This window comes from Rothia mucilaginosa, from assembly GCF_964210535.1.
Classification (GTDB): Bacteria; Actinomycetota; Actinomycetes; order Actinomycetales; family Micrococcaceae; genus Rothia; species Rothia mucilaginosa_F.
This window is the reverse complement of record NZ_CAXOMR010000021.1, coordinates 20,072-39,641: the sequence shown is the minus strand read 5'-3', so window position 1 is coordinate 39,641 and position 19,570 is coordinate 20,072. Positions and strand designations below refer to the sequence as shown.

At 59.5% G+C, this 19,570-nt stretch carries 10 protein-coding genes; 1 reads left to right on the top strand and 9 read right to left on the bottom strand.

Annotated elements, in window-relative coordinates:
- Positions 1 to 233: 233 nt before the first annotated feature.
- Both cobA and nirB read right to left on the bottom strand, forming a co-directional pair.
- Positions 234 to 1,145: a uroporphyrinogen-III C-methyltransferase gene (gene cobA, locus AB8C10_RS07385; protein WP_005505751.1), complete on the bottom strand. Its 912-nt coding sequence runs from the start codon at positions 1,143 to 1,145 to the stop codon at positions 234 to 236.
- Position 1,146: 1 nt separating this feature from the next.
- Positions 1,147 to 3,816 carry a nitrite reductase large subunit NirB gene (nirB, locus tag AB8C10_RS07380; protein WP_368867353.1) on the bottom strand — a complete coding sequence of 890 codons (2,670 nt, stop codon included), beginning with the start codon at positions 3,814 to 3,816 and terminating at the stop codon, positions 1,147 to 1,149.
- A 545-nt stretch (positions 3,817 to 4,361) separates the two neighbouring features.
- Between nirB and nirD the strand changes: the two genes are divergently transcribed.
- Complete coding sequence (gene nirD, locus AB8C10_RS07375; RefSeq protein ID WP_005505749.1) at positions 4,362 to 4,688, top strand: nitrite reductase small subunit NirD; 327 nt, start codon at positions 4,362 to 4,364, stop codon at positions 4,686 to 4,688.
- Between the two features lie 129 nt (positions 4,689 to 4,817).
- On the opposite strand, the gene AB8C10_RS07370 is transcribed toward nirD, so the two are convergent.
- From AB8C10_RS07370 to AB8C10_RS07340, 7 genes are all read right to left on the bottom strand, one after another.
- The gene (locus AB8C10_RS07370; RefSeq protein WP_044145812.1) at positions 4,818 to 5,558 is read right to left on the bottom strand and encodes a sirohydrochlorin chelatase; all 741 of its coding nucleotides are present in this window, start codon (positions 5,556 to 5,558) and stop codon (positions 4,818 to 4,820) included.
- A gap of 83 nt (positions 5,559 to 5,641) precedes the next feature.
- Positions 5,642 to 8,425, bottom strand: coding sequence for an HtaA domain-containing protein (locus AB8C10_RS07365; protein ID WP_368867352.1), 2,784 nt, complete (start codon positions 8,423 to 8,425; stop codon positions 5,642 to 5,644).
- Positions 8,426 to 8,621: 196 nt separating this feature from the next.
- Positions 8,622 to 10,253, bottom strand: coding sequence for an enoyl-CoA hydratase (locus AB8C10_RS07360; RefSeq protein ID WP_368867351.1), 1,632 nt, complete (start codon positions 10,251 to 10,253; stop codon positions 8,622 to 8,624).
- A gap of 338 nt (positions 10,254 to 10,591) precedes the next feature.
- Positions 10,592 to 12,430, bottom strand: coding sequence for a hypothetical protein (locus AB8C10_RS07355; protein ID WP_368867350.1), 1,839 nt, complete (start codon positions 12,428 to 12,430; stop codon positions 10,592 to 10,594).
- Between the two features lie 448 nt (positions 12,431 to 12,878).
- Positions 12,879 to 14,675: a propanediol dehydratase gene (locus AB8C10_RS07350; RefSeq protein ID WP_368867349.1), complete on the bottom strand. Its 1,797-nt coding sequence runs from the start codon at positions 14,673 to 14,675 to the stop codon at positions 12,879 to 12,881.
- A gap of 297 nt (positions 14,676 to 14,972) precedes the next feature.
- Positions 14,973 to 16,973 carry an adhesin gene (locus AB8C10_RS07345; RefSeq protein ID WP_368867348.1) on the bottom strand — a complete coding sequence of 667 codons (2,001 nt, stop codon included), beginning with the start codon at positions 16,971 to 16,973 and terminating at the stop codon, positions 14,973 to 14,975.
- A 719-nt stretch (positions 16,974 to 17,692) separates the two neighbouring features.
- Positions 17,693 to 19,504, bottom strand: a complete 1,812-nt coding sequence (locus AB8C10_RS07340) for an LPXTG cell wall anchor domain-containing protein (protein ID WP_368867347.1) — start codon at positions 19,502 to 19,504, stop codon at positions 17,693 to 17,695.
- Positions 19,505 to 19,570: the final 66 nt, after the last annotated feature.

Genomic DNA, 19,570 nt, shown 5'->3' with positions numbered 1-19,570 from the left:
TTCCTGTGCTTCTGTGCCCAGGGCATTGCTCCCCAAGCACCTGTCTGTGAGTACTACCCCTCAGCGTGGGCCTCAGCGCCCGGCAGGTAGCCGCTACAGGCACAGCAATAACAGCGGGCACAGCAACAGCCCCGCTCCTTGGCAACTAGGAAAAACCAAGGATGCGGGGCTGTGCAATACTATCTGGCGCGTAGCCGGACTATCTAGCGCATAGCTACCTGGCGCGCCGCCTTCTAAGAGGTGGAACGCTCACGCAGACGCTCGTGAACCTCGCTCACAAAGCGGTTCTGATCATCGCGAGCATAATGCACGACCTCACCGATGACGGTAATAGCCGGCGCCTTAACCGATGCGCAATCTACCTGAGCGTTCTCAAGGGTCGTGACAGTCACGCGCTCCTTCTCAGAGAAACCGTTCTCAATGGTTGCCAGCGGCGTGTCAGCCTCAATCCCACGAGAGAGCAGAGACGCCACCGTATCGGGCAGGGTACGAACGCCCATCAGCAGCACCACAGTGCCCTGGGCACGCAGGGTCGCCTCAACAGCCGACACTTCGGTCTCCGACAGGCCGGAGTGACCAGAAATGACGGTGAAAATCGAGGACACCTTACGCAGGGTCACCGGAATCGCCGCACGTGCAGGAACCGCAATAGCGCTGGTAATGCCGGGGATAACCTCGGCCTCCAGGCCGGCGGCGATGCACGCATCCAGCTCTTCAGCGCCGCGACCGTACACGTACGGGTCGCCGCCCTTCAAACGCACCACGGTCTTACCCGAAAGCGCGTAATCAATCATGAGCTGCTGGATGCGGGACTGCGGAACAGCGTGCTTACCGGGAACCTTGCCCACATCAACGATGAGGGCGTTCGGCGCGTACTCGCCGTACTCCTGCGGGGCGAGGTGGTCCAGAAGGACCACGTCCGCCTCGCTCAGGGCACGCGCCGCACGCAGGGTCAGCAGGTCAGCGGCGCCGGGGCCGCCACCCACAATGTAGACCTTGCCGGGGTTCTCAGCAGGCTCGCCGGGCAGAAGGATGCCGCGTTCCGTCACGCTATCGTCCAGGGTGTGCCCGGGCGCCCCGCCCGCGAGGATTTCGTCAATAGTGGCGAACTCGCGGGGCGGGAACGGAGGAATCTTCGGGCACATACTACGCTGCCGGGACCGGGTTGAGGTCACTGGGCTTGCCCACGGGAATCTTGGCACCGGTCAGCAGGACGGTGTTGGACTCGCCAGCTTCTGCCGCCGCAATTTCCTCGGGGGTTGCGGGGCGAATCTGCTCGCGCTCCAGCACGTACAGGTGCGAACCCTCGTCGCTGCCGTTGGGCTCGTTGATGAAGGCACGGAAGCGGCGCAGGCGGCGCTCGTCGCGCAGGGTTGCTGCCCACTCGTCCTCGTAGGAGTCAACGTGACGCTGCATGTCGCGCTCCAGGTCCTCGCACACGCCCAGGGAGTCCTCAATGAGGACGGACTGCAGGTGTGCCAGACCGTCGCCGTGCTCCTCATCCAGATCCTCAAGCCAGCGAGCGGTACGCTGCAGCTTGTCTGCGGTACGGATGTAGTACATCAGGTAGCGGTCGATGTAGCGGATGATGTCCTCGCTGGAGGCGTCCTTGACGAAGAGGCGACCGTGAGCGGGGTTTGCACCACCGTTACCGCCCAGGTACAGGTTCCAGCCGTTGGTGGTTGCAATCAGACCAACGTCCTTGCCCTGTGCCTCAGCACATTCACGGTTACAACCGGAAACACCGAACTTGAACTTGTGCGGGGAACGCAGACCGCGGTAACGGTTCTCGAGCTTGACTGCCATGCCGGTCGAGTCCTGAACACCGAAGCGGCACCAGGTCGAACCCATGCAGGACTTCACGTTACGCAGGGACTTACCGTATGCCTGACCGGACTCGAAGCCGGCATCCACCAAGCGCTCCCAAATGTAGGGCAGCTGCTCCAGGCGAGCACCGAACATACCGATACGCTGTGCACCAGTAATCTTCACGTACAGACCGAACTCTTCAGCGACCTCTGCGATGACGCCCAGCTTCTTAGCGGGAATCTCACCTGCGGGAATACGCGGAACGACGGAGTAGGTACCGTTCTTCTGCATGTTTGCCAGCGCACGGTCGTTGGTCTCCTGAATACCACCGCGGCCTGCGTCCAGGACGTAGGAGTTGCGGAAGGAGGAGAGAATCGATGCAACGGTCGGCTTACAGATAGCACAGCCGTCGCCACCGTGACCGAAGCGTGCCAGCACGGAGTCGAAGTCGTCCAGGTTGGTGAGACGCACAGCCTCAGCCAGCTCTGCACGGGAGAAGTCGAAGTGCTCACACAGTGCCTTGGAGACGGTCAGACCCATCTTCTTCATCTGCTGTTCCAGAGTCTTCTGCAGCATCGGAACACAGGAACCACACTGGGTACCCGCGGTGGTGCAGGACTTCAGGGATGCAACATCGTGGTTGCCGTCAACGATAGCCTCGCGGACAGCACCGAAGCTGATGTTGTTGCAGGAACACAGGATTGCGTCGTCGGGCAGTTCGGTGTCGGGGATGCCGTCGCCGCCGCCAGCTGCGGTCAGGTAAACGTTCGGCTCAGCGGGCAGTTCGCGGCCGAGCAGGGGCTTGAGAGAGTCGAAGGGAGCGGTGTCACCGACGAACACGCCACCGAGCAGGGTCTTTGCGTCGCCGCTGGTCACAATCTTCTGGTACATGCCGCGTGCGGGGTCTGCGAACAGAACCTCGAGGCAACCCTCGGTGGTGCCGCGGCGGTCACCGAAGCCAGCGACCTGAACGCCGGAGAACTTCAGCTTGGTTGCGATGTCGAACTCTTCAACCTGAGCTTCTTCGTTGTCGTTGAGCAGGTTAGCTGCCACAGCGTCAGCCATAGCGTTAGCCGGTGCGACCAGACCCCAGGTGCGGCCCAGTACGCAGGCGACCTCACCGATAGCCCAAATGTGCTCGTCGGAGGAGTGGCATGCGTCGTTGACGAGAATACCGCCGCGCTCGCCCAGTGCCAGGTCGGCGTCGCGTGCCAGCTCGTCGTTGGGGCGAATACCGGCACCGAAGACCACCATGTCGGCGGGCAGGGTGCGGATTTCTGCATCCTCAGAGGGGGAATCTGCGATGGAGACGGAGACGACGTTGCCGTCAGCATCCTTGTTGATGCCGGAGATGTACACGCCGGTCTCAATCTCAATGCCAGTTGCCTTAATCTGGGCGTTCACTGCGTAACCGCCGCCCTGGTCAACCTCAACGGAAAGCAGCCAGGGTGCCACGTCCAGGATGGTGGGCTCTGCGCCCAGGTCCTTCAGACCCTCAGCTGCTTCGAGGCCGAGCAGACCGCCACCGACGACAATACCGCGGGGTGCGCGGCCGAGGGTGTCCTGCAGGCGATTGACCTCGGAGACCATGTTCTTCACGTCGTCAATGGTGCGGAAGACGTGTGCGGCGTCCGAGTTAAGAATGGGGATACGAACCGCGCGGGAACCGGTTGCGAAGACCAGTACGTCGTAGGGGTACTCGTTGCCCTCGGTGTCGGTGACGACGCGGCGGGTGCGGTCAAGCTTCTCTGCGTGGCAGTTGTTGACCAGGTTGATGTTCTCTGCATTCCACAGTTCGGGGTCACCGAGGGTCAGATCCTTCTCGGTGTCCTTGAAAATCTTCTCGATAGCAACGCGGTCGTAGGGGATGTAGGGCTCATCGTTGAGGACGGTGATGGTGTCCGCTGCGCGACCGGCAGCTTCAGCGCCTTCGTGGTACGCGCGTACAAAACGCCACGCAGCGGGGCCTGCGCCGACAACGAGAATGTTGCGGGGGGTGTGCGACATGGATTTTCCTTCCTAGTTGTAATGCAGGTAGTTCATGGCACTTATCTACCCTCAGTGTGCGGCTGGATCGTGCCCGGTATTGGAACTCCTAGTTTCCGTACCGTTGGGCTCGTACCTGATGCGTACCGAGTAGTTGGAGCGCCCGCTTCTTTAGAATGCATCTGAAAATTACGAAACATTTTTGTGTGGGATTATGTTGTTTTCTTCAGGCAGTCAAAAGGCGTTTTAAACTACGACTTTTATCGTACACTCTAGCGCGGGGTCGAAGCATCGAAAATCCGTATTTTTTGGGAAAATTTTCCAAAAAATCCGCGGAATACCGGGCTGGAATAGGGTATTCTCACCTTACCTGAAATTAAATTAGGTAAGGCTAATCTATGAAATTTGAGATCATCTTTTAGGGTAAAAATAACCTTTAGCACCCTCCGCGTGCCCCATTTCCAAATGTGGGTTTCATAAGGTAAACTCCAAACAAAGAACACACGAACCGCTATTGTGTCCTGCACCCCGCGCGGCGCAGACCACCACTTCGAAAGGAAACCCCCATGGCTGAGAACTGGGTACGCATCTGCGCCGAATCTGACCTCGAAGAAAACTGGGGTGAAGTCGCCCTGGTCGACGGCTACCAGTACGCCATCTACAAGACCAAGCACGGCATCTTCGCCGGCGACCACCTCGACCCGCACAGCCAGGCACTGGTCCTCGCACGCGGTATCGTCGGCGAGAAGAACGGCAACCCCACCATCACCTCCCCCCTCTACAAGGAGGTCTACGACCTGACCACCGGCGAGTGCGTCTCTGACCCCTCCTACTCCATCAAGGTCTACCCCGTAGAGGTCCGCGACGGCGACGTCTACCTCAAGACTGCCTAAGCACTCAGCTACTTCAGCTACATACAAAAAACCTCGGGAGAATCACCTCCCGAGGTTTTTTGTATGGATTTTCAGAAGCCCCTCATCAGGTGAGTGAACAGCGAGCGCACTAGCCTGATTTTAAGTCATCTAGGCGGCATCCAGCTGGGCAATAGCGGCATCCATGCGGTCAATAAAGCACTCCGCCACCACGGCAGCAGAAGCACCACCCTGCGCGTTCACCAGCGGCGCGGCAACCTTCACCGGCACACCGGTCGACTCAGCATCACGGCGCATCTTACCGGCGAAGAAACCCTCCGCTAGCAGGTAGGTCGCGGCAAACTTAGGCTGATGTTCGGCAACAACCTCGTGGAACTTCGGATCGATAGCGGCAACGAAGCCGTGATGCACCGGGGTGTTCAGTTCCTCAGCCAGCAACTCAGCGGCACGGCTCATGTCCGCACGGCCATCAGCACGAGAAGAACCCGCAGCACCCTGCACAACAGGGCCGTCGCCGGGAGTCCAACCAGCCTCTTCCAGGCGGGCGCGGGTCAGTGCGGCAAGGCGCGCATCTGGGCCCAGAGACTCGCCAATACTAATACGCTCAATACCGCTATTGCGTGCGGCACGACGCAAATCCACCTGAGTGTGGAAACCGGTCGACAGCAGAATCGGCACAATCACACAGGGCTCATCATTGGGCAGAGAGGCTGCGGCATCATCAACGCTGGGAGATTCCACATCCACATATGCGGCGTGGACACGGTACTCCACGCCGTCGTTACGCTGAGCAAGCAGGAACTTAATCTGCTCACGAATCAGCGTGATAGCCTCGCGACCGGCGACCGAGTCGGTGCCGTGCGAGGTTGCGATTACATTCAGAATAGTCATATTTCCATTGTATGAAAGGAACACCCCGCTCCCCCACTCATGAACACGAGTGGCGAAGCGGGGTGTTGCACGAAGGCTAAATCTTAGCTCTTGCGGCGGCGAGCCACGACCAGTGCGGTACCTGCAGCCAGGGTGATAGCACCGGCTGCTGCAGCGAACATAGCGCCGGATGCGCCGGTCTGTGCCAGCTTCGAGGAGGAGCTACCGGAGGTCGAGGAACCACCTGCGGAAGAACCACCGTTAGAGGAACCGCCGTTGGAGCCGCTCACACCCAAGTTGTCGGAGGCACCAGAACCAGCATCAGAACCGCCGTTGGAGCCGCCCTTGTGGCCGGCTGCGTTCTGGTCAGCGGTGCTACTCTCAGAAGCAGAAGCGCTCGCGGATGCAGACTCGCTCGCGGAAGCACTCGCGGACGCGGATGCACTCGCAGATGCAGACTCGCTAGCCGATGCGGTCACCGAAGCGCTGCTGGAGCTGCTTGCGGAGCTCGACGCGCTCGCAGAAGCACTCGAAGAAGCAGACGCGCTAGCGGATGCAGACTCGCTCGCCGAGGGGGTCACAGCGGGAACGCTCGGAACCGCGGTCGGGGAAGCGCTCACCGATGCGCTCGGAGTTGCAGAAGCACTCGGGGCTACAGAAGGAGCCACGGATGCGGTCGGCAGAGACGGCGAGGTGGGCTCTTCCGAAGGTGCTGCGGTGGGTTCTGCGGTCACGCTGGGCTCAGCGGTTGCAGAGGGTTCCACGGTCGGCTCAGCAGTCGGTTCTGCGGTGACAGAAGGTTCTGCAGTAGCAGAAGGCTCCGCAGTCGGCTCAGCGGTGGGAGCAACGGTCGGCTCAGCAGAGGGTGCCTCGGTGGGCGCGACGGTCGGCTCAGCGGACTTAGTGGGCTCTGCGGTCGGTGCCTCGGTCGGAGCAACAGTCGGCTCTGCAGTCACGGTAGGCTCAGCAGAAGGCGCGACAGTCGGCTCAGCAGTCGGTGCCACGGTAGGCTCAGCAGACTTAGTCGGCTCAGGTGCCTTAGTCGGTTCAGGTGCCTTGGTCGGCTCGGGTGCCGGGGTCGGTGCCGAGTTCGCTGCCAGGCGGTTCAGCCACAGCTGATCCTCGTAGGTGTTCGGGTTCTCGAAGCTGGTCGGGTAGATAATATCGCCGTTGGGCAGTTCGAGAGCGTTGTAGCCTCCACTCTTGTCGGTCTTGCGCATCGAGGAGAGCACCACCTCGTTCACCTTGTTCAGGGTCTCATCCATGAACACCAGGCGGGAGCCGGATGCGTCCACCACAACCACGTTACCCGCGCGGGTCAGGAACATGGTGGCAACCTCGGTCTTCTCGAAGCCCTCAAGAGTTGCGGACTCGCGGACCACGCTGAAAGTGCCGTTCTCGTACTTGAGAATCTGCACCTTACCGCCGTACCAGTTGTTCCAACGGTAAATGTAGCCCTTGGGGCTGACCAGGGTCGAGGGCAGGGCGGTGTCGTAGCCTGCGGGTGAAGAGTTCGGCACCAGGGACACGCCGTTGCTGCTCATGTGCAGCAGGTGACCCTTCTGAACCACCTTTTCGCCGGCCGCATCGTAGATGGAGGTCGACGGCGCGTACACGAAGCTGCCGTCGGGCAGCGGTGCGAGGGTCACGGTGTTGTTGGAGAACGAGTCGCCGTAGTACTCGTCGAGCGAGTAGGCGTTCACAACCTGCGGGTCGATAGAGTCGGGCTTCGGCAGAGCCTGCGAGGTTGCCTTGCCGGATGCGTCAATGATGGTGAGCTTGCCGCCGCCCTGGCCGTCAATGCTGACGATACCCCAGGTGTTGTTGGCGGGGTTGTAGCCGATTGCCTTGACGGTGGTGGTGCCGAGGTCTGCGTTGGAGTAGGTGCCGGAGGAGACGAGCTTACCTTCAGCGGTTACGGTGTACAGCTCGGGCTTGTTGGTCTCGCTGTTGATGACGAGCATGCGGTTGCCGTCAGCATCCACCGCGAAAACGCCCTTGTTGGCCTTCAGTACGCCGGTGTCGGTCATCTTCAGGTTGGAGCTGGTCAGCACGGTGTAGGTGGTGTCGCCGCCGAAGCTCGGGGGTGCCACGTGCACGATGTGATTCTGACCCAGACGTGCGGTGTTCTGGGGCAGGTTCACGCCCGCGCCGGTGTTGTAGGACTCGGCGACGCTGTAGGCGCTCTTGGGGGTGCTAGCTGCGCTGCCGGTGTAGGAGATGCTCAGCGGGTCGAGGCTGGCGCCTTCGTTGTAGAAGTCGGAGAAGGCGTGGTTACCGTCGGCGGTCAGGTTCGCGGAGATGCCGCTGATGCTGACCACGCCGTCCTTCTCGCTCTGCTTGGCGGTGCCGGTGCTCAGGGTCGCCATCTTGACTTCCATGGGGCCCTCGAACTTGCCGGAGGCGTAGTTCTTGGTGCGCACGGTCATGTAGAGGGAGCCGGTGCCGTCAGCAAGGTTCAGTTCCACGCGGGGGTTGGAGAAGGTGAGGTTCAGGGCGCAACCGGTTTCGGGGTCCTGACCTTCAGCGCAGTGGCCGGTGAACCAGAGGCGGCCGGCAGCCTGCAGGGTAACCTGCTTGCCGTCTTCGGAGACGGTGGTGGAGGTCGGGGTGAAGGTGAACTGCTTTGCGGTTGCATCCCAGGCTGCGCCGTCGGTCATTTCGCGGGGCATACCGTTGTAGGACAGGAAGGAGGCGCGTACGCCCCAGCCGAAGGATGCGCCGGTGCTTGCCTGGTCGCCTGCTGCGACGTTCTGTGCGGCAACATTCTGTGCGGCGATATTAATGTTCTCGGCGAGGACGGGTGCCAGAGGTAGGGCGACAGCGCCAGCAACGGCGAGGGCGCAGGCTCCCTTGGAGAGGCGGGTGCCAGATGTGAAAATCTTCATTGGTGTGTATCCATGCTATCGACATTGTTAGGACAGGCTTACTATATCTATAGTGTGAGAATTTCTCAAGATACATACCAAGTGAACCGTTTTATGACAAAGCGCCTCACAGCACACTGACAGGGCAATACACCCACCCCACGCCAGCACACCTCAGCAGTCAACAGAGGCCGCTACTCCCCCGGCCCTACCGCCGCTAATCCTTCTTCGAGGTGTGCATACGCGACATGCCCAGGGCACCAAGAATCAGGCCGCCACCCAGGGTCACCAAAATCGGCAGAAGGGGCGAGCTCTTATCCATGTTACGGGTAATCTGCGCCTCCGACGCCTTCACACCATTCGGCGATCCGGGATCGGTACGCACCTGCGAGGAGGAACCATTCAGAATCGCGGCACGGCGAGACTGAGCCGCCGAATCGGTGCCGGAAGGCAGATTAGACTCGGGAGTCACCATTTCAACAGGCTGCGCCTCCTCAGTGCGGTACCCCAGAGCCGAGGAAGACTCGGTAGTAGAACCACCCGAGGGGCGCGGAATAGAAATCGTGGCATCGTTCGTGCCCGGAGCCATAGCACTGTCGGCCTGAATTCCGCGGGTCTTAGACTTAGAGCCCGCGGCGGGTGCCTCCGTACCGGATGCGCCCACAGTATCAGCGGGAGCCGAAGAAGACGCGGAAGACTCCACAGCCGGGTTACCCTCGTCCTTAGAGGAAGAATTAGATGACGAGCCACCATTCTCGGCAGAAGCCTGGGTCACCGTAAAACGCACCGTATTGAGCTGAAGGTTACCGTCACCGGAAGCATCAAAAGCCGCCACCAGGTAGGTCCTACCAATCTGCAGGGACGCACCGGGCACGCCAATCACAGCCTCGAAAGCGCCCGCAGAAATGGATTCCGGGCCAACATGAACAATGGCGAGCGCATCACCGACAGTGTTGCCGTTGGAGTCGATTTCCATGACGATCAGGTCGTAGCCCTTGTCATTCCAGGGGAAGTTCGTGGCGCGGACCGTGACGGGCTTCGTGTCATCCTGAGAGTCGCCCTGCGAATCCTGAATGGATAGGTGCGCTTTGCCATCCCTCTGGTTCATCGGATCGTACACGCTGTTGTCTTCGGAGATAACGTACTGCCCAGAATCATGGTTCTGCGGGTTGTCCACGGTACGGCGAACCGTGTCATCGCCCGTATCGGTGGATGACGTAGCGGTGGGCGCCGGCAGGTTCACCGCTTCGGGGGTCGGCTGAGCAGTCACCTCGCCGGTTTCTGCTTCTTCACGTTCAATATCGACCGGCGGTTCGGTGGGCTTTGCTTTGCCGTTGCGCGGGTCAGCGGTCTGGACCAGGCGGTTGCCCTGCTCGGTCACAAAGAATTCGTAGGAGACACCGTGCGCGGTATCCTCCAGAACGATCACGTACACGACGTTCGAGTCCGTCGCCGGGCTCATCAGGAGGCGGAACTCCCCCTCCTTGGCACCTTCGGATAGGGTCGGGCTCTCCAGGACTGAGCCACCGTACTCACCGGAAGGAGTGTAGAAGTTCACGTCAACCAGAACACTGGAAGCCTCCAGCCCTTCGGGGAAGCCCGTCCAACGCAGGAGGTAGCCGCCGTCCTTGAGCTGCGCCTTCATGGTGATTGTGGAGGCGGCACCCTGAATCCCGGAGTTCTGTTCAGTTTGATCCGGGGTAGCGTTCAGGGTGGCGGTTTTTTGCACAGCAGAGTGTGTCGTGACGGGTGCCTCCGCCGCGACGGAGGGTACAACAAGCCCGCACTGAAGCCCCGCAACCAAAATGGTTGCGGTGACAATACGGTGCTTCGCTGAATAAATACTCATGCAATGCGTCTTTTCGTGGTGGAAATATGCGCACTATTGCTCGTTCTTCACGTGCCGCGTGGAGCCCTTCGGGCGCGTCATGTACCCGGATTCGTCGTACCGTGCTCCGCTTCGTATTTCAGGTGGTGAAGACCTGACAATAGCTCGCATCTATTTATCGGTTATTTCAACCCTATCACGAACATTATGGTTTGTTCACGCGAAATTAGATGCTTTTTGAACACCCTGAACACGCGACTCGCCCCCGCTATCTGCACCTACAGATAGCGGGGGCGAGCATTCCTCATGAAACGAAAAACATACTGTACACGGCCGGCAGAAAACGCCTGACTAGCGCATTAGCCGCCCAAGAAACCGCGGCGGTGAGCCATCCAGGCGGCACCAACCACGAGCGCCAAACCAACGCCGCCAAGAGCCCAGAAGGCAACACCGTGCTGAGCAACCTCTTCACTCGCAGGAGCCGCAGTGGAAACCGCAGCCTTCACGCCGTCCTGACGGTCAGCGTTCGAGTACACCTGGGTGGTGTTCGAGTGCACCGCAGCGGAACGAGTGTTAGGCTCCGAGTGAATGACGGGAGTAAAACCCTTATTACCATTACCGAATTTTGTCGAAGCCGCCTTTTCTTCATCGGTCAGAGCGTCCAGGTTTGCGGCAACAGCAATAGACGCCGGGTCAGAACCCGAGCTATACGCCGAAACCTGGTTAGTGCGGGTCGGTTCAAAAGCCGAACGCGGGCTCATCGTGCGCGCCTGAGCCAAAGTCTGCAGAGCCTGACGCTGACGCTCAGCCTTCGCTTCCTTAGCCTTGGACATGGCGCTCACCGCATCCAGGGTGGAGCGGGGCGCGCTCGTGGCAGATTGGCCCGAACCCGACTGGGTTGCGTCAGAACGAGTCGAGACGGCGTTACTGGAGGCGGCGTTGGTAGCAGCGGAGGGGCTACCCTGAGTGCCGCCGGTTGACTCAGCCGCGGTAGTGCTGGGCGTGTGCGATGCGCTTGCATCCTGGCGGGACAGCTCATCCTTCGTCGAGGAGGTTGCGCTGCCGGTCGCCTCGCCGCTGACCTTGAAACGCACCGAAACGACTTCTTCTGCGTACTCAGTATCGTCGGCACGCACCAGGTAGGCGGTGTACACGGAGCCGGTCTTCAGCAGAGAGCCGGGCATGCCGATCTCTTCCTTGAAGGCGCCGTTCACGATACGGTCAGAGCTGATGCGAGTAATGGACAGTGCATCACCCTTGTGGTTGCCGCTCATATCGGTCTCAACCACAATCAGGTCGTAGCCTGCCGCGTTCGCGGGCACGCGCGCAGCACTGATAGTGACCGGCTTGGTTTCCTTATCGGAGCGAACCTCAGCATACGCAACCTTCAGTTCCGTAGCACTCAGAGTCTGGGTATCACGCGAAGAGGTGGAGCCGCCGGGGACCTGCTCCAGCTTCTGGGTGTGGGTTTCGAGGTTGGGGTTTTCAGAAGATTCGGAAGGCACCTCAATCTTGACCGTGTCCTTGCTGCCCTTCTGGTCTGCAGATTGCTGGTTCTTCTGCTCCTCTTCGCGGAGCTTATCCAGCGTCTTCAGCTCGTCAATGGTCGGCACCTGGTGGGCGTTTTCTTTCTTGTCCACCATCACCTCGTCAGAGTCGTCCTCTACCAGGATAGTGTGCGGCACGAGGGAGCCCTCAGAAATCATGAATTCGCCGTAGCCCGCATCGGAGGTCACCAGGTCCATGGCACTCATGGAGTAGTAGCCTTCCTGGGGCATCTGCGGCATCTCAAAGGTGACCAGCATCGAGCCGTCATCAGCACGCTCAACCTGCATGGCGGACGGCTCGTAGGTGTCAGATCCGAGCACCGTGCCGGTGGTGCCGTAGTACTGCACTACCAGGTACACCTTGGAGGCGTCGCCCACGTAGCCGCCCTCATAGAGGGGTGTGAGCTTAATGGTTGCCTGACCGTCCTTGATGGACTGAACCTGAATCTCGATGGTGTCAATTTCAAGTTCGAGGTCTTCGTAGGGGCAGCTTGATTCAAATTCGCTATTAACCAGAGCCGTCAGGCAATCATTCACGTTAATTGCTTCAGCCTCTACTGCGGAGGCGCCAGGAAGCACAAAAGCGCTTGCGCCTAGAGCGGCAACAAGCGAAAAAGCATGAATGCGTTTCGGAAGTCGAGTGATAGTCATGTGTGCCATTTCGATCGATGTAGGCGCAAAGCGTGGACTAGGGAAGGCTCACCACAAGCCGGTGTTTCTATCCAAGTATTTGCGCACCAGTACGTCGGTTACACCCTAGCCTAACACGGATATTGCACTTAATGTTGCATTGCATTCATGTGCTAAAACTTTATGTCGCAATAATTGCCGAAATAAAAGGGAGTTAATTACTTTACTGAGATATATATAACGCAAAATTCGAATGTCAAAATATATTCCCCAGAGTGCACCAAAAAGAAATTTTTACACCACCCCAAGGCGCACCAGACCACCGCGCAATAGAGTCAAACATCCGGGCACACAGAAGGCGCCCCACCAAACACGCACCCACACGGCACGCACCCGACAGAGCGCCTCCCACTCAACAACTCCCCTACAGAGAGCCACGCCTCACAGCGCTAAGCAACAAATAGCTGAACTACTCAGCACCCAGCTCCTCAGCACCCTCAAAGCGACGACGATACACATTCACCGCCACAGCAGTACCCACAAAAGCAACCGAACCCAGCAGAGCAATACTCAGCGGCAAGGTACCCTCCGGCAGCGGGCCATTATCCTGAGCGCTCGCCTCCAGCTTCGAACCGGCAGAATCACCGCGCGACTTCGAGCTACGCGTATAGAAACTACCCGAACCTGCAGCACCCACATTCTCCTGAGGCGAAGCAACAGTCACCGTTTCAGACTCCGAAGACTGATAACCCAGCAGGTTCACCACAGTACGACCAGGCAGTAGCGTCGCATAACCAGACATAATCATCGTCGAAGGAACCACCGCAGTCTCAGCCACAGAACTACGAGCCTGCGCGGTAATCGCACGCGCCGACTGCTGCGCCTGCACAATATAGCCCAGAGCGCTATCCACCGACGGAATCTTAGCAACAGAATCAGTCACCAAATCTTGAGCATCCGCAGAGGCCCCTGAAGAATCCACAGTGCTCACGCGACCCGAAGGGGCCGAAGGGCTCACACGCTGATTCATATCAGAAATGATCGGGCTCACCGGACGAACAGTAGTATTCGCAGGCTTCGGAGCCGGATCAACAGGAACCGCACGCTGAATCACGCTCACGCCAAAAGCGCTAGTCGCCATGAGCTTCAGCTCCTCGGTGGAGTCACCGCCCACCACAACCACGCGGTAACGCTTACCCGCATGCAAGGAGGTTCCGGGAACCTTCAAATCAGCAGAGAAAGAAGCATCAATCACCTGCTGCGGGCTCACGTGAGTGGTCGCCAGCGGCGAACCCACCGCACCGCCGTCAGCGGGCATTTCAAAGACCATCACGTCATAACCCAGGCCGCTCTCCGCCACATTCCTAGCGCGCACGCTAATCGGCTGCAGCTCATCCGAGCCGCGCAGTTCTGCGGTAGAAATTTCCAGGGTCGCCTCGCGGGTCTCCGCGGGAGCCTGATCGGAACGGGAGTGCACCAGCAGACGATCCTCGGTCACCTCAGCGGGCGCCGCATCAGCAGCAGACGCGCTCGCCGAGGCATTCGCCGACGCACTAGCGGATGCGCTCGCGGAAGGACGCGCCGAAACGCTCTGCGATGCAGACGGTGCCACAGAGGGCGCCGGGGCGACCGTCGGGCGCGGGCTATCCTTCGCGGCGCTCGGGGATGCGCTGGGGCTCAACGACACCTCGGGAGTGGGGTTCGCCTCCGCACGGTTAGTACGGGGAACACCGGGGGTGTCGGGGAAGAAAATGTTCTGGCGGCTCGCCAAAATCTCGTCGACGGTCACACCGTGCTCAGGCATGAACTCCACCGAGACGGTGTCATTGGTGCGCAGGTTCAGCACTTCAACCATGTACGGCTGCTCAACATTCAGACGTTGGTGAATGCTAACTTCCAGGGCACCCTCATCGTTCAGAGAGGCAGTCATCTGGGAGGCGGGCACAGTCATAGCCGCCACGGGACCGTCATCAACGGAAATAGCGACCAGGCGAACCTTTAGATTCTCTAGGGAGGTTACGCCGGTCAGCGACAGCAGGGTGTAGTCCTTGCTCTGAGCAACCAAGTCCAGGGTAATGTTGTGGCTAACCACATCGGTGGCAACGGCGATGGGAAGTTCAGGCTTAGGAGACTGCTGAGTCTGCGCGTGAGCGGCAGATGCAAAGGTCGCGGGGGCCAGAGTTGCAGGCGCGACGGAGCCGCCCAAACCGAGGGCGGCAGACGCTACTAGCGCCGCGCCGCGAGCAGTTCGCTGCGTGGAAAACATGGTCACCTATTTTCGTGAGTGAGTGTGATGAATCGTCGTGTGACTCCTGCGCCCAAAGGTCGGAAGTAGGCGCAGAATAACGGTTCTCTCATATCGGTGACCGGAGGCGCTTCACAGCGACTCCTCACCCCGGGTGAACGAGGTGATAAAGAGTGATAGTACCGTCTATAACAGCACTCTAAATTATAGGTATAACCTTAGAAAAAGTTAAAGATGTAGGGACGCCCGAATCTTGCATTTCGGACGTCCCTACATCTATGTGCACGTTTTGCCTAGTGAGGCAATAATTGCCCCGTTTTAGCGGCGAGAACTGAGCCGCATCTCACTACGGCGACGGCGGCTCAAACGCATACCGGCAAGCAGCGACAGTGATCCAGCGGCGCTAATGACCAGCATATTGGAGGCGCCGGTAGCCGCCAGCTGCTCGCGCTTCGGCTGGGTACCGGCGGTAGCCTTCTGGGAGCCAGATGCCTGCGCCTCAACCTTCTGAGCATCGCCCTTCTGTGCGGAAGCGTTCTGAACAGGGGCGTTCTGGGAGGCATTCTGGGTAGCGACCGGAGCCTGATTCTTCTGCTCGGCGTTACCCTCCCCCGCCTTCTGCTCGGTAGAGGAAGCTTGATCAGCCACGGGAGCAGGCTCCGAAGTAGCAGACTCAGAAGGCACCGAGGCATCAGCTGCGGGAGCCTCAGCCGCAGGTGCATCCTGCTCAGGGGTTGCGGGCGCATTGTCCACGCTATCGCGCTCAACAGTGAAGCCACCGTTGACCATGCGCACGGTGCCCTGCTCGTCCTCCGCCACAGCACTCACGCGGTAGGTGGTACCGGGCTTGAGTGCCGAGCCGGGAATCTGCACCTGAGCACTAAATGCGCCGGATGCGTCGATCTCAGAGACATCAGCCGAGGCAATCATGCCGCCGGTTGCCACACCATATTCGTCGACAGCGCTGACCATCAGGTGCACCGAGCCGACGCCGGTGAAACCCTCACCACGCACGGTCAGAGTCTTCTCGGAGTCGTTTTCGGGAACTACGGTTTCTTCTACGTGCAGGCGGGCGGTCATCACGGGGTTAGCGGTGTTGTTGGTCTGTTCTTCGGTGGTGTCGTGGACGCGGTCAAAGACGGTGTTGCGCGGCAGGCTGTAGTGGCGGCGCGGGTCGTTCTCGGGCAGTACGTGGTCGAACTGCTCGACGGGGCTCGCGGCAACTGCCTGAGCGGACTGAGCATTCGAGGTAGCCTGCTCAGGCTGCGCACTCGGGGCAGCCTGAGCAACCGGCTCGGGCTGCGCCTCCCCTGCAGACTGCTTCTTCTCGAACTGTGCCTGCTCCGCCATTGCACGCTCAGCGGTAGCAACCGGAGCGGAGCCATTCTGTGCATTCCAACCATTCATGAAGGGAACCTCAACTTCCTGGGCGGTGTAACCATTAGCGGCAGAGGGCGCAACCTCAACGCTCAGCACATAGCGCAGGTCTTCGTGAACAGCCTGCACTTCTTCCAGCCTGGATCCGGGCACCTCAATGCCGTCCAGGAGGGTGCCGTTTACAACGTCGGCATGCGCGGGAGAGGCAGCGAGCAGGATGCGGTTACCCTGGCTATCCAGGGCGTAGGCGTAGGTCATGACCTCGAAAGCCTGCGCCTCGCCCAGACCGGTGACCTTGTAGACGACCAGGTTCTTCTCCTGCGGGATTTCCAGCTGACCGGAGAGAATCTGAACGTTGAGCGGCTCATCCTGGGTGTCTGCGGGCAGCACTTCCAGGGGTGCCGAGGAGTTGTAGGAGGGGTCCTCGGTTGCGTAGCCCTTACCGGGGTCGACCACGGCAGTTGCGACGACGTACTGCTGGTTGGGGTCAAGGGTGCCTGCGGGCAGGGTCAGCTGGGTGCTGAAGCGGCCACCGTCCACATCAAGTTCGGGCACGAGGGTCATCGTCACTGCGGAACCGCGACCCAGCGCGTAGAGGGGGTACTGGCGGTATTCGCTCACGTACACCGCTACGCCGTAACGTTCAACAGGGCCGCCGGTGAAGCCTTCACCGGTCACGGTGATGCTCTGGGAACGCGCCGGGTTAATGACAACACCCTGCTCTACGTACACCTGCGGGGAAGTCTGGGCAGCAACGTTTTCGATGGGGGTTGCGTTTGCCACGGAGGGAGGATTGTCGGATTCCACCGCAGTCGGTGAAGCCATTCCGCCGGCATTCTGCACCTGCACATCTGCGTGCGCAGCACCAACACCGGTGACGGACAGGACGGAAGCAGCAATGGCGGCTGTTGCTCGGGTTTTTGAGTGAGCGGGTTCGGGCATGGAACACACCTTTTCTGTGAGTGTGAACGATACCCTCCGGTGGGTGCCACGGATCGAAGTTGGACGGGTGTCTCTTCGGGATTGAACGCTATAACGTACGGACTAGTGATAACGTTCATGTATTGGTGGAAGTTACCGCGAAGGGAATCGCTCTATTTATCGGTAATTCCACACTAACAATACTTTTCTTGTTATTGCTGTAAAGACGCTTTACGTCCCAACTATTTTCCTGTGCAATAACCCACACAGCATATTTTTTACTCTCTATAACATCACCAAGAGCACTCAAACTGCATGGACTAGGTAAAATTTTTCAACTCTCCCTTGAAGCTCAAGGTTTTATTGCATGCATATGCAGTTTTAATGGATTTGAGATAAAAATATTCTGCACATTCATGCATTTAATTTATTTCTTTTAAGTGAAAAAATCGCAGGTCACACCGCTTTTCCACTCGCATTGATTACAAGCATGCGTACCAATAATTGCGCGCCAAATAACCCAACAAAATTATTCCGTTACACCGCCCCGCGCCTCCACCCCGCGCCTCCACCCCGCGCCTCCACCACGGAAGAGAACACCCCTCCCCCATCAAACGAATCAGCAAAACTGCTGAACGCAAAAGTGCCGCCAATACCCTTTCAGAGTATTGACGGCACTTGCCGCACTCACCATGCGGTGAGCATCAGATGTTCAGAGCCTGGCTATAGAGCCTGAGCTATTAGAGGCTGCGGCGGCGCAGGAGCATCAGTGCAGCACCAGCAATCAGAGCTGCGGCGCCAACACCTGCGATACCTGCAACACCCTCAGCACCGGTGTGTGCCAGCTGCTGCTTCGAAGAGGAAGCCGACGAAGAGGTCGAGGTCGAACCCTTGGTACCGGAGGTGCTCAGACCGTGGCCCTTCGAAGAGGTAGCAGCGGATGCGTTGCCAACCTTAGCCTTGGGTGCCTGAGAAGAAGGCATGCGGGTCTCGGTTACGACAACCGAACCGTCTTCGCGCATTTCAGCGGTGAAGACGCTGGTGGTGCCGTCGCCGTTATCGCGAACGGTGGTGTTATCGTCCTCGGTAGCTGCCGGCAGGGTCGGTGCGGGGTTGTTCGCATCGCTCACGGTAGCGGTGGTGACTGCAACCTGGTGTACCAGGCCGTTCGGGTCGCTGGTTGCCACCATTGCGTAGGCGTAACCGGGCTGCAGCAGCTCAGCAAGAACGCTGACCTTGACACGGAAGGTACCGTTCACGATTTCAGAAGCGGGAACGTCGTGGGTTGCCAGAGCCTCGCCGGTGATGTTGCCGTTTGCATCCAGGCGGAAGATAGCAATCTGCACGCCGTTAGCAACAGACTCGTGGGTGAAGCCGGAGCCGTTGAAGGTCAGAACGTTGTACTGGTCGTTCGGATCCAGGGAAGCATCCTCGGTGGTGAGGGTTGCGTTCTCGGGTGCTGCGGGAGCCTCCGGAGCGGGGGTCTCGTCAGCCTTGGGGGTCTCAGCCTTGGGTGCTTCCGGAGCAGGAGTTTCTTCCTTGGGTGCCTCAGTCTTGGGAGCCTCAGTCTTGGGAGCCTCGGGTGCCGGGGTCTCGTCAGCCTTGGGGGTCTCCGGTGCCGGGGTTACGGGAGCGGGAGTCTCGTCAGCCTTGGGGGTCTCCGGTGCCGGGGTCACGGGAGCGGGAGTCTCTTCGTTCTTGGGTGCCTCGGGAGAGGTGGTCTCGGTGACCTTGAAGGAGGAGAGAGCCACGAGCTTCTGGTCAGCCTGAGCAGCCTGCGGGTTGCTCACAGCAACCAGAGCGTAGGAAGCGCCGGCGGGCAGCTTGCTTGCCTCGACAGTGAAGGAAGTCTTGAAGGAGCCATCCTGAATCTGGTCCGCAGACACGGACACGGTGGTAATGACGTCGCCGGTAATCTGCTGATTCTCATCCAGCGCGTAGATGCTGACCTGAACGCCGGGGCCGACCTTCTCGCCGTAGAAGCCGGTACCAACAACGCTCACGGTGTTAAACTGCGCATCACCGGAGAAGCGTGCGTTCTCGATGGAGACGAAGGGGTTAGCCTGCTTCACCTCGGGAGCCGGGGTGGAGGGGATGGTGGGCTCGGGGGTTGCAGGAGCAGGGGTCTCACCCTTAGGAGTCTCTGCCTTGGGGGTTTCAGCCTTGGGAGCCTCGGTTGCCTCAGCCTTGGGGGTTTCAGCCTTAGGTGCTTCGGTTGCCTCAGCCTTAGGAGCTTCAGATGCCTCAGCCTTCGGCGCCTCGGTCTTAGGTGCCTCAGCCTTAGGAGCTTCAGCCTTGGGAGTCTCAGCCTTAGGTGCTTCAGTTGCCTCAGCCTTCGGCGCCTCGGTCTTAGGAGCTTCAGCCTTGGGGGTCTCAGTTGCGTTGCCGCCAGGCAGGGAAGAATTCTGAGCGGTTGCCTTCTGGTCGACAACCTGCTGCTGCTGATCAGCGGGTGCTTCTGCCGCGAAAGTTGCCGGGATTGCTGCCACAGAACCAGCAGTAAAGGCTGCCGCTGCTGCGATCTTGTAAACGCGACGGGTAGTCTTCGACATTTTTCCTCGATCTCTGAATTATCGGTGTTGAACCTACCGTGGTGCGCCCCCGTCTTTGAAGGTGCA

Excerpts from the sequence above, each read along its gene's own strand:
- nirD (WP_005505749.1), top strand. The coding sequence starts at position 4,362 with ATGGCTGAGAACTGGGTACGCATCTGCGCCGAATCTGACCTCGAAGAA.
- AB8C10_RS07350 (WP_368867349.1), bottom strand. The coding sequence starts at position 14,675 with ATGTTTTCCACGCAGCGAACTGCTCGCGGCGCGGCGCTAGTAGCGTCT.
- AB8C10_RS07360 (WP_368867351.1), bottom strand. The coding sequence starts at position 10,253 with ATGAGTATTTATTCAGCGAAGCACCGTATTGTCACCGCAACCATTTTG.
- AB8C10_RS07355 (WP_368867350.1), bottom strand. The coding sequence starts at position 12,430 with ATGACTATCACTCGACTTCCGAAACGCATTCATGCTTTTTCGCTTGTT.
- AB8C10_RS07370 (WP_044145812.1), bottom strand. The coding sequence starts at position 5,558 with ATGACTATTCTGAATGTAATCGCAACCTCGCACGGCACCGACTCGGTC.
- AB8C10_RS07340 (WP_368867347.1), bottom strand. The coding sequence starts at position 19,504 with ATGTCGAAGACTACCCGTCGCGTTTACAAGATCGCAGCAGCGGCAGCC.
- nirB (WP_368867353.1), bottom strand. The coding sequence starts at position 3,816 with ATGTCGCACACCCCCCGCAACATTCTCGTTGTCGGCGCAGGCCCCGCT.
- AB8C10_RS07345 (WP_368867348.1), bottom strand. The coding sequence starts at position 16,973 with ATGCCCGAACCCGCTCACTCAAAAACCCGAGCAACAGCCGCCATTGCT.
- AB8C10_RS07365 (WP_368867352.1), bottom strand. The coding sequence starts at position 8,425 with ATGAAGATTTTCACATCTGGCACCCGCCTCTCCAAGGGAGCCTGCGCC.
- cobA (WP_005505751.1), bottom strand. The coding sequence starts at position 1,145 with ATGTGCCCGAAGATTCCTCCGTTCCCGCCCCGCGAGTTCGCCACTATT.